Source organism: uncultured Streptococcus sp., assembly GCF_905372115.1.
In the GTDB taxonomy this organism is placed as follows: domain Bacteria; phylum Bacillota; class Bacilli; order Lactobacillales; family Streptococcaceae; genus Streptococcus.
On the sequence record NZ_CAJPNR010000018.1, the window covers coordinates 21,572 to 36,454 of the forward strand.

16 protein-coding genes are annotated in these 14,883 nt (G+C 44.7%); 12 read left to right on the forward strand and 4 right to left on the reverse strand.

Going from position 1 to position 14,883, the window contains the following annotated elements; all coding sequences use genetic code 11:
- Positions 1-64: 64 nt before the first annotated feature.
- Positions 65-2,020 (reverse strand): GBS Bsp-like repeat-containing protein, encoded by a 1,956-nt coding sequence (locus QZ169_RS06540; RefSeq protein WP_295505502.1) that lies wholly within the window; start codon positions 2,018-2,020, stop codon positions 65-67.
- A gap of 322 nt (positions 2,021-2,342) precedes the next feature.
- Here QZ169_RS06540 and purD point away from each other — a divergent pair, with 322 nt between their 5' ends.
- The 8 genes from purD to purB all read left to right on the forward strand — a co-directional run bounded on the left by purD (position 2,343) and on the right by purB (position 8,904).
- Positions 2,343-3,605, forward strand: coding sequence for a phosphoribosylamine--glycine ligase (gene purD, locus QZ169_RS06545; protein ID WP_295505504.1), 1,263 nt, complete (start codon positions 2,343-2,345; stop codon positions 3,603-3,605).
- 298 nt (positions 3,606-3,903) lie between these two features.
- Positions 3,904-4,392, forward strand: a complete 489-nt coding sequence (purE, locus tag QZ169_RS06550; protein WP_223313729.1) for a 5-(carboxyamino)imidazole ribonucleotide mutase — start codon at positions 3,904-3,906, stop codon at positions 4,390-4,392.
- Positions 4,379-5,470: a 5-(carboxyamino)imidazole ribonucleotide synthase gene (gene purK, locus QZ169_RS06555; RefSeq protein ID WP_295505508.1), complete on the forward strand. Its 1,092-nt coding sequence runs from the start codon at positions 4,379-4,381 to the stop codon at positions 5,468-5,470. Before purE ends, purK begins: the two co-directional genes overlap by 14 nt.
- A 1-nt stretch (position 5,471) precedes the next feature.
- The gene (locus QZ169_RS06560; protein WP_295505512.1) at positions 5,472-5,735 is read left to right on the forward strand and encodes a hypothetical protein; all 264 of its coding nucleotides are present in this window, start codon (positions 5,472-5,474) and stop codon (positions 5,733-5,735) included.
- 20 nt (positions 5,736-5,755) lie between these two features.
- Positions 5,756-5,983 (forward strand): phosphoribosylaminoimidazole carboxylase, encoded by a 228-nt coding sequence (locus tag QZ169_RS06565; protein WP_295505517.1) that lies wholly within the window; start codon positions 5,756-5,758, stop codon positions 5,981-5,983.
- A 3-nt stretch (positions 5,984-5,986) separates the two neighbouring features.
- Entirely contained in the window at positions 5,987-6,676 is a 690-nt protein-coding gene (locus tag QZ169_RS06570; protein WP_295505520.1) for an aspartate/glutamate racemase family protein, read from the forward strand.
- A gap of 52 nt (positions 6,677-6,728) precedes the next feature.
- Positions 6,729-7,589 (forward strand): hypothetical protein, encoded by an 861-nt coding sequence (locus QZ169_RS06575; protein ID WP_175859047.1) that lies wholly within the window; start codon positions 6,729-6,731, stop codon positions 7,587-7,589.
- Positions 7,590-7,608: 19 nt separating this feature from the next.
- Positions 7,609-8,904, forward strand: coding sequence for an adenylosuccinate lyase (gene purB / locus QZ169_RS06580; RefSeq protein WP_295505526.1), 1,296 nt, complete (start codon positions 7,609-7,611; stop codon positions 8,902-8,904).
- A 44-nt stretch (positions 8,905-8,948) separates the two neighbouring features.
- On the opposite strand, the gene QZ169_RS06585 is transcribed toward purB, so the two are convergent.
- A complete protein-coding gene (locus tag QZ169_RS06585; RefSeq protein ID WP_295505529.1) occupies positions 8,949-9,515 on the reverse strand; it encodes an NAD(P)H-dependent oxidoreductase in 567 nt (188 codons plus the stop codon).
- Entirely contained in the window at positions 9,512-10,108 is a 597-nt protein-coding gene (locus tag QZ169_RS06590) for a TetR/AcrR family transcriptional regulator (protein WP_295505531.1), read from the reverse strand. Before QZ169_RS06590 ends, QZ169_RS06585 begins: the two co-directional genes overlap by 4 nt.
- 217 nt (positions 10,109-10,325) lie before the next feature.
- On the opposite strand from QZ169_RS06590, the gene dhaK reads away from it, so the two are divergent.
- The 3 genes from dhaK to dhaM are packed head-to-tail and all read left to right on the forward strand — an operon-like array spanning position 10,326 to position 12,278.
- On the forward strand, positions 10,326-11,315 hold the full coding sequence (dhaK, locus tag QZ169_RS06595) for a dihydroxyacetone kinase subunit DhaK (protein ID WP_295505534.1): 990 nt from the start codon (positions 10,326-10,328) through the stop codon (positions 11,313-11,315).
- A gap of 10 nt (positions 11,316-11,325) precedes the next feature.
- Positions 11,326-11,904: a dihydroxyacetone kinase subunit DhaL gene (dhaL, locus tag QZ169_RS06600; protein WP_125406412.1), complete on the forward strand. Its 579-nt coding sequence runs from the start codon at positions 11,326-11,328 to the stop codon at positions 11,902-11,904.
- Positions 11,904-12,278 (forward strand): dihydroxyacetone kinase phosphoryl donor subunit DhaM, encoded by a 375-nt coding sequence (gene dhaM, locus QZ169_RS06605; protein WP_002898815.1) that lies wholly within the window; start codon positions 11,904-11,906, stop codon positions 12,276-12,278. Before dhaL ends, dhaM begins: the two co-directional genes overlap by 1 nt.
- Positions 12,279-12,606: 328 nt before the next feature.
- Here dhaM and QZ169_RS06610 read toward each other — a convergent pair whose 3' ends face one another.
- On the reverse strand, positions 12,607-13,323 hold the full coding sequence (locus QZ169_RS06610) for a GntR family transcriptional regulator (RefSeq protein WP_002914224.1): 717 nt from the start codon (positions 13,321-13,323) through the stop codon (positions 12,607-12,609).
- 139 nt (positions 13,324-13,462) lie between these two features.
- On the opposite strand from QZ169_RS06610, the gene QZ169_RS06615 reads away from it, so the two are divergent.
- Entirely contained in the window at positions 13,463-14,599 is a 1,137-nt protein-coding gene (locus QZ169_RS06615; protein ID WP_295505538.1) for a beta-galactosidase, read from the forward strand.
- Positions 14,600-14,883: the final 284 nt, after the last annotated feature.

Consider the following 14,883-nt stretch of genomic DNA (forward strand, 5'->3'; position numbering starts at 1 on the left):
ACTAAGCAGGAGCAGTCTGCTCAAAGCACTGGTTTGAAGTGGTTTTGAGGAGTGCGAAAGCGACTTATTTAGGATAGATATAGGTCAGGCGGCCCCAGTAGGAAGCAGTTGGGTCAAACCAGCCACGGAAGTTGCTGATGTACTGCTTGCCAAGGTAGTTAGATTCTTGGATCTGGATGCGGGTATTGGATTCGACATGAGTCACGACACCGACGTGGCCGTAGCCGCCGTCATCCCAGCAGGCGATGGCGCCAACCTCGGGCGTACTGCCGGTACGGAATCCAGCTCTTCTGGCACTAGCTGCCCATTGACCTCCGTTGCCCCAGTAATTTCCTGCCCAAGGAGCTAGAGCCTTGGCACCCCAAGTGCATTGGCCGACAGGATAAGTTGTCGCATTAGCAGCGGCATAGTTAGGCTGAATATTAGCTGATTGAACGCTTGATTTTTCAACCTGATAGCTAGTTCCAGTCAGACCAGTTAGTTGTCCCGCTTTTCTACGATAGACATGGGTATGGAATAGACCGCTCCCCTTGTGTTTCTGAGTGTCCACGGTGAATTTGTAGGTTCCATTGCCAACCTTATTGGCGGTATACCATTGCAGATCATCTTGCCCATTGACTTCTGACCAAGTTGGCAGAATAATATCGCCATCTCCGTAGGCGTCTGTCACTGTCACCTCATAGCGATTAGCCTCAGTTTTCCTGACTGCAACCTTGGCTTGAATTTGGTCGGTAGACATTGAGACAGAATCTACTGCGTAGCTACGCTCACTGCCGTCCTTATAGGTGATATACACATGGTTGTTATAGGTCCCAGACAAAGCCTGATGATTACGGATGTCAAAGGTTGCGCTGAAGGAGCCATCTCCGTTAGGAGTGGCTGCATACCATTTAAGATTGCTCTGATTGCTAGTGCTCCAAATGGGAACTTGGACAGACTTTATGGGTTTAGATAAAGCTGTTTCAGCGATTTTTACAGTATAGGTTCCTTGTTTGGGGTTGATATTTTCTATAGTAAAAAGCGGCTTTTGCTCCTCTTCAGAAGGCAATTTTCCACTATCAATTTGTGCAGTAGTCCCTGAGAGACCTGTTAAGTCAGGCTTAACATAACTTTCACCGTAAAGGTGGATATTGTAAATCCCTGTGTCGTAGTTATGCTTTCTGAGTTCCACCCGAGCGCTGTAGCTACCATCTGGATTTTTGCTTGCTTCATACCATTGCAGATCATCTTGCCCATTTTTCTCAGACCAAGTTGGAAGAACAATTCGATGCATAGTATCGGGTACGTTTTTGACAGTAATTTCCATGATACCGGTCTGAGGGAAGCTGGTCTCAACAGTAGGATTAGGTTTTTCTAAATTGAAAGTGGTTCCGTTTAAGCCAATCATCTTACCATCTTTATTTTCATAAGTATGAATGTGATAAGTTCCATAGCCTTTGTGATTTGAAAGTTCAAATTCAGTAATATCTTGTCCTGCATTGTACCATTTGATATCATCTTGTCCATTTTCATCAGACCAAACAGCATGTAAAATATTAGAATTTAGTTGGTCTTTGTTGCGATTAAAGTGAATTTGAGCGGTTTTCCCTAGGATATTAGAAGTGACATTAACAGCTGGTTTATCGAGAGTAAAGGTCGTTCCATTCAGCCCAATTAATTTTCCATAGAGGTCAATATAGGTATGAACATGAAAGGTTCCGTAACCTGGATGGTTACTCAGGTCAATGTCAGTGTTAGTAGTAGTTGTTGACGGTGCTTCATACCATTTGATATCATCCTGTCCGTTCTCGTCAGACCAAACAGCGTGGAGAATACGATGAGGTTCTTGAGCTTGGGAACGGGTATAACTAATAGAGGCTGTACGATCGTTCACAGTCACATCAACATTGCTGGCACGATCAGTAGGGCCTAGAATTTTGACTTCAGATTCAGGCGTTTCGGTCGCATGAACTGTTGAGTGGCTTGCAAAGAGACCTAGGACAGCTCCGGATAATAAAAACAGTTTTTGATATTTCTTCATAAAACTCCTTTGTGAGAATGGTTTTGGATGGGCCCACCTGTATTATTCGGAAAACTTGTTTGAAAATGATAGTAAATTTGACAAGCCCTGAATATTTTTTGTCTACAATGGGTACAATCCACTCAAAAAGGAGAAGGCTGAAGACAACAATAATTACGGCGATCATATAGAAGAGATATTCTTTTTCTCATTAGAATGGAATAAAACGAACGATTATGTTATAATTTAGATAAATAATTCGTAAAAATGGCAATGATTTTTACGTGATGTGTTAGCTTGGTGCGTAAGCGCCTGTGATATTTGATATTGAGGTATCTTAGCTATGAAGCTTTTAGTTGTTGGTTCAGGCGGTCGTGAACATGCGATTGCCAAGAAGTTATTAGAGTCTCAGGATGTGGAGCAGGTGTTTGTCGCTCCTGGAAATGATGGCATGACCTTGGATGGGTTGGATTTAGTAAACATTGGAATTTCCGAACATTCTAAACTAATTGAATTTGCCAAGGAGAATGACATTGCTTGGTCTTTTATTGGTCCGGATGATGCCCTGGCAGCTGGAATTGTAGATGATTTTAACCAAGCTAGACTCAAGGCTTTCGGCCCATCTCGTTTAGCAGCGGAGCTGGAGTGGTCCAAGGATTTTGCCAAGGAAATAATGGTCAAATACAGTGTTCCAACAGCAGCCTATGGCACATTTTCCGACTTTGAGGAAGCCAAAACTTATATCGAAAAGCAGGGAGCGCCTATCGTGGTCAAGGCGGACGGCCTAGCTCTGGGTAAGGGTGTAGTCGTAGCGGAGACCGTAGAGCAGGCAGTCGAAGCAACTCACGATATGCTCTTGGATAATAAATTTGGTGATTCGGGTGCGCGTGTGGTTATCGAAGAGTTCCTGGACGGCGAGGAGTTCTCCCTCTTTGCTTTTGTCAATGGTGATAAGTTTTACATCTTGCCAACGGCCCAGGACCATAAGCGGGCCTACGATGGGGACAAGGGACCCAATACAGGCGGCATGGGAGCTTATGCACCAGTGCCTCACCTACCACAAAGCGTGGTGGATCAGTCAGTTGAGACGATTATCAAGCCCGTTCTCAAAGGCATGATAGCTGAGGGGCGTCCTTATCTTGGCGTGCTCTATGCTGGGCTGATTCTGACAGCCGATGGTCCTAAGGTCATTGAGTTCAACTCGCGCTTCGGTGATCCAGAGACCCAGATTATCCTGCCGCGTTTGACATCTGACTTTGCGCAGAACATCACGGATATTTTGGATAAGAGGGAGCCTGCTATCACTTGGCTGGATGAGGGCGTGACACTTGGCGTGGTTGTCGCATCAGAAGGCTACCCGCTAGACTATGAGAAGGGCCTGCCTCTGCCAGAGAAGACAGACGGCGACATCATCACCTACTATGCTGGGGCTAAGTTTGCGGAAAATAGCAGAGCACTGCTGTCGAATGGCGGTCGAGTGTACATGCTGGTCACCACAGCAGATACCGTCTCAGCTGCGCAGAAAAAAATCTACGATCAACTAGAAAAACAAGACACCACAGGCCTCTTTTATCGAACGGATATCGGAAGCAAGGCGGTTAAATAAAACTCTTCGGAAATCTACGATTGACTGTGTTAAAGTCCCTTGAAAAACTTCAGTTCGAACTTTATCGCTTTGCTCGGTCATTCTGACAATTTATTCGAGCATTTACAATACTAGCGCTAGCTTAGGCGACGTAGTCGCCAAATACGATAATGGTCGCCGTGGTGAAAAGACCAGAACAGTGTATGTTCTGGTCTAGGGAAAATTTGAGACTTCGGGCTCAAATTTTAGGAATGAAACCGAAGGTTTGCTTCCGACCCACCACCTAAGACCATTATCAAAAAGAAAAAGGATATTAACAATGAAACCAATTATTTCCATCATCATGGGCTCAAAATCCGACTGGGCCACCATGCAAAAAACAGCTGAAGTTTTAGATCGCTTCGGTGTAACCTACGAAAAAAAGGTTGTCTCTGCTCACCGCACGCCTGATCTCATGTTTCAACATGCGGAAGAAGCCCGCAGTCGCGGTATCAAGGTCATTATTGCAGGTGCTGGAGGCGCAGCCCATTTACCAGGTATGGTCGCAGCAAAAACCACTCTGCCTGTCATTGGTGTACCAGTCAAATCACGTGCTCTTAGTGGCGTGGACTCGCTCTACTCTATCGTACAGATGCCAGGTGGCGTGCCTGTGGCGACAATGGCTATCGGTGAAGCAGGCGCGACCAATGCGGCCCTCTTTGCCCTCCGTCTCCTGTCAGTAGAGGATCAGGCTATTGCGACAGCTTTGGCAGATTTTGCAGAAGAACAAGGAAAAATCGCTGAGGAGTCTAGTAATGAGCTCATCTAAAACAATCGGAATCATCGGTGGCGGTCAGCTGGGACAGATGATGGCCATTTCTGCTATCTACATGGGGCACAAGGTCATCGCGCTGGATCCTGCGGCGGATTGCCCAGCTTCTCGTGTGGCGGAAATCATCGTGGCACCTTATAACGATGTGGAGGCCCTCCGTCAGTTGGCGGAGCGTTGCGATGTCCTGACCTATGAGTTTGAAAATGTTGATGCTGACGGTTTGGATGCTGTCATCAAGGAGGGACAACTCCCTCAAGGGACGGACTTGCTCCGGATTTCTCAAAATCGTATCTTTGAAAAGGATTTTCTCTCAAACAAGGCCCAAGTCTCCGTGGCACCCTATAAGGTCGTAACTTCTAGCCAAGACTTGGCGGATATCGACCTGTCGAAAAACTATGTTCTCAAGACGGCGACTGGTGGCTACGATGGACATGGGCAAAAGGTCATTCGCTCGGAAGCAGACTTGGAAGAAGCTTATGCGCTAGCGGATTCAGCAGACTGTGTCTTGGAAGAATTCGTCAATTTTGACCTTGAAATTTCTGTCATCGTGTCAGGAAATGGCAAGGACGTGACAGTTTTTCCAGTTCAGGAAAATATCCACCGCAACAATATCCTGTCTAAGACCATTGTGCCAGCCCGCATTCCAGCAAGCTTAGCCGACAAGGCTAAAGCTATGGCGGTGCGAATCGCAGAACAACTTAATCTGTCTGGAACCCTTTGCGTGGAAATGTTTGCGACAGCTGATGACATTATTGTCAATGAGATTGCCCCCCGCCCACACAACTCTGGGCACTACTCTATCGAAGCCTGCGACTTCTCCCAGTTTGATACTCATATTCTGGGTGTTCTGGGAGCGCAGTTGCCAGCTATCAAACTACATGCACCTGCAGTTATGCTCAATGTCCTAGGTCAACACGTCGAGGCTGCTGAAAAATATGTCACAGAAAATCCAAGCGCCCACCTCCACCTGTATGGTAAAATAGAAGCGAAGCACAACCGCAAGATGGGACATGTGGCTTTGTTTAGTGATGTACCGGATAGTGTGGTTGAGTTTGGGGAGGGGATTGATTTTTAAAATGACAGAAGAATTTGATGAATTGCTAGATGATGAAATAACTACCGTTACACTGACTTATACGGACGATTTGATTGTTCCAGAGATTGCGGATAGAGAGGGGATTCATATTTTAGAGAGAGCTGGCAATCAGCTAGTCTTAGAATATTCTTGTTCCGTGAAGGAAGTTAAGGATTATCTGAGTAGTTACGGCCTGCCTAGACATCCTGAGAGAATTTCATTTGAATTTTCTATACAGGAAGACTCAGAAAATGATAATCTTTAAAGCTAAATGGAGACCAGTTTATGATTCAAATCATCGTCAATGCTTTTGTGGAAGAAAGCAAAGAAACTGCCGTTGTGGAAGTGCTCTTTGCCAGTGCCGACCATGAAAAAGTAAAAGCCAAATATCAGGAATTAGAGATTCAATATCCAGACAATTATCAGGCTATTTATGATTTGCCTTTGGATACGGATCTAAGTAGCTTGCGACACTATCCGTCGGTAGCGATAAGCAAGGAGGAGTTTAATTAGTCTATGAAAACTATTGGTCTGATTGGTGGTATGAGTTGGGAAAGTACCACATCTTACTACCAAATCATCAACGAAACCATCAAAAAAGAACTGGGTGGCCTGCATTCAGCTAAGATTCTACTTTACAGTGTTGATTTTGCAGAGATTGAGCATTATCAGGCAGTCGGAGACTGGGAGAAAAGCGGTCAACTTTTGGCAGATATTGCTCAGCGCTTGGAGCAAGCTGGTGCAGATTTCATCGTTATTTGCACCAACACCATGCACAAGGTTGCTCCGCAGATACAAGAAAAGATTACGATTCCAATCTTGCATATTGCGCAGGCAACCGCGCAGGCCTTGTTGGCAGACGGTATTCAGAAAGTCGGCCTCCTAGGGACCAAGTACACCATGACTCAAGATTTTTACAAGGAGAAATTAATAGAGTCTGGGTTAGAAGTGCTGATTCCAGACCAAGCTGGTATTACAGAGGTCAATCGGATCATTTATGACGAGCTCTGTCTAGGAGATATCAAAGAAAGCTCAAAGCAGACTTATCTTGCCGTTATAGATGATTTGAAAAAAGCAGGCGCAGAAGCTGTTATCTTGGGTTGTACCGAGATTGGTCTCCTCGTCAAGCAATTCGATACTGACCTGCCTCTCTACGACACAACAGTGATTCATGCAGAGAAAGCGGCGGAGTGGGCGATAGAGTAAAATGTTGGAATGAACAATCATTAAATTTAGATTTAATTTTAAGGAGAATATAATGATACCTGAGTTATTAAAGAGCGTTGAGAATGGATATACTATTGAAACTGATGGCTTAACTATAAAAAATAATGCAATTATCACTAGAAATAATAGCATCCAAATAACAAATTTATCTATGTTAAGCAAAAATGAGTTTAAATCACCAGTTACACTACTAGATATAATCATTTTGATAGTTCTATTTATTATTGGATTAATCCCACCATTTCTAGGTTTAGTATTTTTCGGTCTGTATGCGTGGTATGTTTATAATAAACATCAAAATCATTTGAAGTCAAAATATTATATAGTGTTTAATTTGGGGTCGAGCCGGAATTATTTATTGTATTTTGAAGACGCTAAATTTAGAGATACTGTTTTTAATATTATTACTGAATCTTTTGGTAATAAAGCGGAAAATATATACATTGATATAAAAAATCAAAATATCGAGAATTATGATAGTAAAAATATCTATGAAAAGGAGGTATCTCAAACAAATGTGTCGGGCAATGATAATGTAATTGGAAATAATTTTGGTTCAGAGAATAATGTCGCAATAAAAGGTGATAATAATGTCAATTCAAGCATTATTAAAGATTCTAAAATAGGAAAATCCAGCATAGATGCTAATATTGCCTTCCCTTGGCCTGAACTTTCTCAACAGCTTCAACAGATTATTAGTAATTCTTCTGTTTTATCTGAACAAACTGTTGAAATTTTAAAGAAATTACTTGATGCGGCTAATAAAAATAATGAGACTGAGTTTACTGTAATTGTTAAAGAAAACGCAACATTTTTTAATCAACAGTTCATTAAAGATATAGTATCAGGTACTTTAGGTAATATTATATCGTCACTACTATTAGGTAGATAAGAATCAAGGAGAAAAAATCATGATCAACCGTTACTCTCGCCCCGAAATGGCGAACATTTGGACTGAGGAAAATAAGTACAAGGCTTGGCTGGAGGTAGAGATTCTGGCTGATGAGGCCTGGGCTGAGCTGGGTGAGATTCCCAAGGAAGATGTGGCCTTGATTCGTGAAAAGGCAGGCTTTGATATCGATCGCATCTTGGAGATTGAGCAGGAGACGCGCCACGATGTGGTGGCCTTTACGCGAGCGGTTTCTGAGACGCTGGGCGAGGAGCGCAAGTGGGTGCACTACGGCCTGACCTCGACTGACGTGGTGGATACGGCCTACGGCTACCTCTACAAGCAGGCCAATGACATTATTCGTGAGGACCTGCGTCGCTTCACTGACATTATTGCAGAGCGGGCGCGGGAGCACAAGTTCACCATCATGATGGGGCGGACTCACGGGGTGCATGCGGAGCCGACGACTTTCGGTCTCAAGCTCGCAACCTGGTACAGCGAAATGAAGCGCAACATCGAGCGTTTCGAGATTGCGGCTGCGGGTGTGGAAGCTGGGAAAATCTCTGGTGCGGTTGGAAACTTTGCCAACATTCCGCCATTTGTGGAAAGTTATGTCTGTGAGAAATTAGGCATCCGTCCGCAGGAGATTTCGACTCAAGTTCTGCCACGTGATCTCCATGCTGAATACTTCTCAGCCTTAGCCTTGATTGCGACATCTATCGAGCGCATGGCGACTGAGATTCGTGGTCTGCAAAAATCTGAGCAGCGCGAAGTCGAAGAGTTCTTTGCCAAGGGTCAAAAAGGCAGCTCAGCTATGCCGCATAAGCGCAATCCAATCGGCTCTGAAAATATGACCGGTCTGGCGCGGGTCATTCGTGGGCACATGGTGACGGCCTTTGAGAATGTCTCTCTCTGGCATGAGCGCGACATTTCCCATTCGTCTGCTGAGCGGATTATCGCACCAGACACAACCATCTTGATTGACTACATGCTCAACCGCTTTGGCAATATCGTCAAGAACTTGACCGTCTTCCCAGAAAATATGAAGCGCAACATGAACTCAACCTTTGGTCTTATCTTCAGCCAGCGGGCTATGTTGACCTTGATTGAAAAAGGCATGACGCGTGAGCAAGCTTATGATCTGGTGCAGCCAAAGACTGCTCAGTCTTGGGACAATCAAGTAAACTTCAAGCCTCTGCTCGAAGCGGATCCAGAAGTCACTTCTCGTTTGACTCAGGAAGAGATTGATGAAATCTTCAACCCAGTTTACTACACCAAGCGCGTGGATGAAATCTTCAAGCGCGTGGGGCTGGATTAAACAAAAAAATAGGCACTTCGTAAGAAGCGCCTATTTGCTTTATCTTAAATCTGACTGGCCATTTGCCCGATTTTCTGCAGCATTTCTTGGCGTTGTTGGTCTGTTTTGCGTTCTACTCCGTTGAGCTCGGTCAGTTTGACTGGAGAAATACCACAAAATTTCAAGACTTGATTTTTAAGTACCTTGCCATAGTCTTGGACAAAAGGCAGGGCAAAACCTGGTGTGTTGTGGCTGACGATAATCCAGCTGGACTTGCCTTGCAGGTGGCCTTGGAGGCCGATTTTCTTATAAGAATAGGCAAAGTCAGCAGTAAAGACGCGGTCGATAAAGCCTTTGAGAATGGCCGGCATACCGCTCCACCAGATAGGGAAAATGAAAATCAGATGGTCTGCCCAAGTAATCAAATCCCGGTATTTTGCCATTTCAGGGTCTTTGTGCAGGTCACGGCGTCTATGTTCTTGGTCAAAGCGCAAAATCGGGTCAAAATTTTCAGCATACAAGTCCAAGGTTTTCACCTCGTGCTTTTTAGAAAGATTGTTTTGAACTTCTTTGAGAATAGCAGCATTGAAGCCAGTTGGGCTGGGGTGGGTGTAAATAATCAAGGTTTTCATGATCGTTCTCCTTTGATATAAATGTCAAGCATGTGCTCAATCGTGCTTTGGATGGCTTGAGGATCAAGGTCTTGTCCGATGGGACTGTTGGCTAGAACGGCTAGGCCTGTGATAAAGCTCCAAAAGTGAAAAAGACTTTCTGCTTCGCTATTGCTAAAATTTTCCTCCTTGCGAAGCTTTAAAACAAGCTCCTTAAATTTATCAAATCCAGGCAAGTCCGACTCCAAGAGAATTGTGTCCTGCGTCACCTTCATATATTTAAAAGGGAATTTGATAAAGAGAGCTTCGAAAAAATGAGGGTAGGTCTTAGCAAGAATAATGAAATTAAGTCCAAGCCGGGTCAGCTGATCACGCGCAGAACCTGTCGCATCAATATTTTCATTGATTTCCTGATTGAGAAAGAGCGAAAGCTGAGTCAAAACGACCTTGAGATAGCCTTCCTTGCTCTCAAAATGGCGGTAAGGGCTGCCGTGAGTCACACCGCAGACCTTGGCAACAGTCCTGAGCGAAAGCTGTTCAATTCCATGTTTTCCGATTTCGTCAATCCCTGTTTGAATGAGCTGTTCTTTCAGCTGGGCAGTATTGCGTTTCATGTATCTCCTCCAAAAGTATACACCGTCTACTTATCTATCTTTAGTATACGCTGTCTACTTTTTCTTGTCAACTAATTTGATGTTTTCTTCTAGTCTAAGATTTGGCAGAATTTGCTTTCGGTAAGATAAAATGTTAAAATAATATCAAAATGATAGCGCTTTCTTTTTAGGGTAAATTGCTCATTTATAAAGAAGTGCCGAGAAACGGAGGACATCTATGAAGAAAATCATCAACGATCCAACAGCGGTTGTAGACGAGATGCTGGAGGGCTTAGCCTATATTCACAGCGATTTGGTTTATCGGGTGGAGGGCTTTGACATCATTGCCCGTAAGAGTGAGAAGACGGGCAAGGTTGGCCTGATTTCTGGTGGAGGGAGCGGTCACGAGCCTTCCCACGCGGGTTTTGTCGGCGAGGGCATGCTGTCAGCTGCTATTTGCGGAGCAGTCTTTACTTCGCCCACACCTGATCAGGTCTTGCAGGCTATCAAGGAAGCAGATGAGGGAGCTGGGGTCTTCATGGTGATTAAGAATTACTCCGGCGACATCATGAACTTTGAAATGGCTCAGGAAATGGCTGAGATGGAAGGGATTGAGGTGGCTAGTGTCGTCGTAGATGACGATATCGCAGTGGAAGACAGCCTCTATACTCAAGGTCGCCGTGGAGTGGCAGGTACCATTCTTGTCCATAAGATTCTAGGGGATGCGGCGCGTGCAGGCAAATCTCTGACTGAAATCAAGGCTCTGGCTGATGAGCTGGTCAAAAGTATTCACACAGTCGGCTTGGCTCTGAGCGGGGCAACCGTACCGGAAGTCGGCAAGCCTGGTTTTGTTTTGGCTGATGATGAGATAGAGTTTGGCATTGGCATCCATGGTGAGCCCGGCTATCGCAAGGAAAAGATGCAGCCGTCTAAGGACTTAGCCAAAGAATTGGTCGAAAAGCTCAGTCAGTCCTTTGAGTTCAAATCTGGCAAGAAAATTGGTATCCTCATCAATGGTATGGGTGCAACACCACTCATGGAGCAGTATGTCTTTGCGGCCGATGTAGCAAATCTTCTGGCAGAAGCTGGAGTCGAAGTTGTCTATAAAAAGCTGGGTAATTACATGACTTCCATTGATATGGCTGGGATTTCTCTGACCTTTATCCAGCTGGACCAGCCAGACTGGCTGACAGCTCTCAACAGTCCTGTCACGACAGCCGCTTGGTAAGGAGGTGCTTATGGACGCAGCAAGAGCAAAAAAATGGATGCAGTTGTTCAACGAGAAGATCCAGGACCAGAAAGCCTATCTGTCTGATCTCGACACTCCCATCGGCGACGGAGATCACGGTGGCAATATGGCCAGAGGAATGGCAGCAGCAGTAGAGAGTTTAGCTGCTAAGGACTTTGCTAGTGCGGCTGAGGTTTTTCAGGCTGTTTCCATGCAGCTGATTAGTAAGGTCGGTGGTGCTTCCGGCCCTCTCTATGGCTCGGCCTTCATGGGCATGGCCAAGGCCGAAAAAGACGGCAAAGACTTGTCAGAAGTCATCCAAGCTGGGCTGGACATGATTCAGAAGCGGGGCAAGGCTGTGCCGGGTGAGAAGACCATGGTGGATGTCTGGTCGGGGATTCCTGTTTCTCTGCAGTCCGGATGCTTGACGCATGAAAAAATTGGCTCCCTAGTGGAAGCGACCAAAGATCTGAAAGCGACCAAGGGGCGGGCTTCCTATGTCGGTGAGCGGTCTATCGGTCATATTGATCCCGGTTCGGCTTCATCTGGTCTCCTCTTTGAGGCTCTGTTAGAAACGGAGGCAGGCTGATGGCAGATACTGGCATTCTTATCGTTTCCCATTCCAAAAACCTGGCCCAAGGCTTGTTTGACCTCATTTCGCAGGTGGCGGCAGATGTGGCCATCAGCTATGTAGGCGGGTTGGACGACGGCAGCATCGGGACGAGCTTTGAAGGGATTCAGGCAGCTTTAGATGCCAATGACAAGGACACTATTTTGGCCTTTTTCGATCTGGGCTCAGCTCGGATGAATCTGGAAATGGTCGCAGACTTTTCTGACAAGGAAATCATCATCAACAATGTTCCCTTGGTAGAGGGCGCTTATACGGCTGCTGCCCTTCTTCAGGCTGGGGCCGATTTGCCTAATGTTTTGCTCCAGGTGCGTGAATTAGAAATAAAGAAATAGCCGTTTTTCTAAAGACCTGATAAACGACTTTATTTGCAAAATAAGGAACATTTTATATCGAAAAGTTGGGATTCAATCTCAGCTTTTTTGATATATCATTGTATCAATTTTCAGGGGAACAGCCAGTGTTTCTTATTCTTTCTTCTTTAGAATAATTAAAAAATAGAACAAAACAATAAACTGTGCTTACTTTTTGACAGAATTCACTTTTTAATGAACAAAAGTTCTTAGAATGGATTGCAAATTGGTATAGATAGACTTATAATAGATATAAGTACACAAGATGAAACAAAAAACGACAGCCGATTAGAAGCCATCGTTTTCAATCTTAGTGGTCCCGATTGCAGGAAATGAACTTGATCTTGAAGAAGTCACCGCGTTTGTAAGTTTCGCTGTACTCTAAGATCTGTCCAGTGCTTTCCAGCTGGGTAATCTTCACCTGATGAACAGTCGGGAAGTTGGTATCAACTTCCAGCACTTTCGCAACATCTTTTGGTGTTGGGAAGACAATTTCATTGGTCTCTTCAAAATGCTCATCATTCATGTGAATGTGGTAGTCAGTTTTGAAGCGGTTGTAAATAGAGCTGTAGTAGTCCATATCTGGATAGTTAGGATTGATGTACTGCTCAGGGATATAGGTTTGGTGATAGATATAGATTTTATCGCCAGTCCGTCTGATCCGGTCAATCTTATAGTAGAACTGCGTTGGTGCTAGTTCTAGCTTATCCAAGATTTTCAGGTCATTCCCGCGTTTGATGGAGAGAACGGTCACCTTATCTTTTTGGATAGGGAAGGTCTCAACGTCAGAAAATTCCACCAGCTTGTGCTTTCTTGCACGTGAAACGAAGGTTCCCTTGCCTTGCTGGCGGATGATGTAACCATCATTGGCCAGTTCATTCAAAGCGCGGACAACGGTGATGGAGCTGACATTAAACATCTGAATCAGCTCAGCCTCTGTGTAAAACTTATCGCCATTTTCAAATTTGCCAGAAATGATTTGCTGCTTGAGCTCATCTTTGATTTGTTGGTATTTTGGAATAGCCATTTTGTTCACCTCTCTTTTTTTACTTATCTTACTTAAGATTTTAACATATTTTTAAAAAAAATGTTGACATTTATGCAAAAATTTATTATATTAATATTAATAAGAAATGAAAGCGGTTTTAAACCGAAGGGAACATCAGATGGCAAGATTCAAAATTGGTCATTCCTTCTGTTTGGATGATCGGGAGTTTAAGATTTTATCGGGAGCCATTCACTATTTTCGGGTACAGCCTGAGGACTGGTATCATTCCCTTTATAATCTCAAAGCTCTGGGCTTTAACACAGTGGAGACTTATCTTCCCTGGAATATGCACGAACCTCAAAAAGGTGTTTTTGACTTCCAAGGGATTTTAGATATTGAGGTATTTTTACAGACTGCTCAGGATTTGGGACTTTATGCCATTATCCGCCCTTCGCCTTTTATCTGCGCGGAGTGGGAGTTCGGTGGTCTGCCAGCCTGGCTGCTCAATGAAAATATGCGCATCCGCTCATCAGATGAGGTCTTTCTGCAGGCTGTAGCAAATTATTATGACGAGCTGCTGCCGCGACTGACTCCAAGGCTGCTGGACAATGGGGGAAATATCCTCATGATGCAGGTGGAAAATGAGTACGGTTCTTATGGAGAAGACAAGGCCTACCTGTTTTGGACAGCTGGGCAATCTGAAATCTGGGTTTCCTATACCCTGACAGAGAAGGGCGAGCTGGAAATCTCCTATCAGATCCAGACAGATCAGGATACCTTGGTCAATCCGACCAACCACAGCTATTTCAACCTGTCTGGTCGTTTCAATCAGCCCATTGATGACCATATCCTACAGCTCAATACTGGTGGTGTCTATCCTATCGCAGCTGATGGTCTTCCTGAAAAAAAGGCTGATGCAGAGCGTGACTTTGTCAAGAAGCTGACCAAGGGCGCTGCCCTTAAAGAAATTTTCGATGCGCCTGACGAGCAAATCCAGCGGGTATCTGGCTTGGATCATCCCTTTGCGCTAAGCCCAAGCCGAAACCAGGCAGGCACGCTCTATCATCCAGCATCGGGCCGCCGCCTGACCATTCAGACTCAGGCGTCCTGCCTAGTAATTTATTCAGCGAATTGCGTAGATGATTCGGTTCAATTTGATGGACAGCCTATGATTCAGCATAATGGCTTGGCTCTGGAAGCCCAGGCACTACCGGATGCCATTCACAGCAGCCAACAGTCGGATGTCATTCTCAAGGCCGGTCAGATTTTTACCAGCAGGACGGTGTATTTTGCTGATGTACCAGCAACTTTATAAAGAAACAATCGCGAAAGAGCACAGAAAACGGCAGTACCTCCTTCTGCCGTTTTTCTTTGTCCAGTTTTCAGCGAATATGTTTTCATAAGTAGCCAATCTTAAGTAAGGAAAAAGGCTCCACAATCAAAAGCAAAATCTTTTTTGCTAACTGAATTTTACTTTAAGTTTTTCTTAAGGTAAGACTGCTATACTTATTCTTATCAAATGAAGCCCCCTAACTTTGTTTGATAATCCTAAACTTTTTCATAATAATCTCCCATAAAGGCCACCCAATCCGGTGGTCT

Coding starts and splice junctions, on each gene's coding strand:
- QZ169_RS06540 (WP_295505502.1), bottom strand. CDS start 2,020: ATGAAGAAATATCAAAAACTGTTTTTATTATCCGGAGCTGTCCTAGGT.
- purD (WP_295505504.1), top strand. CDS start 2,343: ATGAAGCTTTTAGTTGTTGGTTCAGGCGGTCGTGAACATGCGATTGCC.
- purE (WP_223313729.1), top strand. CDS start 3,904: ATGAAACCAATTATTTCCATCATCATGGGCTCAAAATCCGACTGGGCC.
- purK (WP_295505508.1), top strand. CDS start 4,379: ATGAGCTCATCTAAAACAATCGGAATCATCGGTGGCGGTCAGCTGGGA.
- QZ169_RS06560 (WP_295505512.1), top strand. CDS start 5,472: ATGACAGAAGAATTTGATGAATTGCTAGATGATGAAATAACTACCGTT.
- QZ169_RS06565 (WP_295505517.1), top strand. CDS start 5,756: ATGATTCAAATCATCGTCAATGCTTTTGTGGAAGAAAGCAAAGAAACT.
- QZ169_RS06570 (WP_295505520.1), top strand. CDS start 5,987: ATGAAAACTATTGGTCTGATTGGTGGTATGAGTTGGGAAAGTACCACA.
- QZ169_RS06575 (WP_175859047.1), top strand. CDS start 6,729: ATGATACCTGAGTTATTAAAGAGCGTTGAGAATGGATATACTATTGAA.
- purB (WP_295505526.1), top strand. CDS start 7,609: ATGATCAACCGTTACTCTCGCCCCGAAATGGCGAACATTTGGACTGAG.
- QZ169_RS06585 (WP_295505529.1), bottom strand. CDS start 9,515: ATGAAAACCTTGATTATTTACACCCACCCCAGCCCAACTGGCTTCAAT.
- QZ169_RS06590 (WP_295505531.1), bottom strand. CDS start 10,108: ATGAAACGCAATACTGCCCAGCTGAAAGAACAGCTCATTCAAACAGGG.
- dhaK (WP_295505534.1), top strand. CDS start 10,326: ATGAAGAAAATCATCAACGATCCAACAGCGGTTGTAGACGAGATGCTG.
- dhaL (WP_125406412.1), top strand. CDS start 11,326: ATGGACGCAGCAAGAGCAAAAAAATGGATGCAGTTGTTCAACGAGAAG.
- dhaM (WP_002898815.1), top strand. CDS start 11,904: ATGGCAGATACTGGCATTCTTATCGTTTCCCATTCCAAAAACCTGGCC.
- QZ169_RS06610 (WP_002914224.1), bottom strand. CDS start 13,323: ATGGCTATTCCAAAATACCAACAAATCAAAGATGAGCTCAAGCAGCAA.
- QZ169_RS06615 (WP_295505538.1), top strand. CDS start 13,463: ATGGCAAGATTCAAAATTGGTCATTCCTTCTGTTTGGATGATCGGGAG.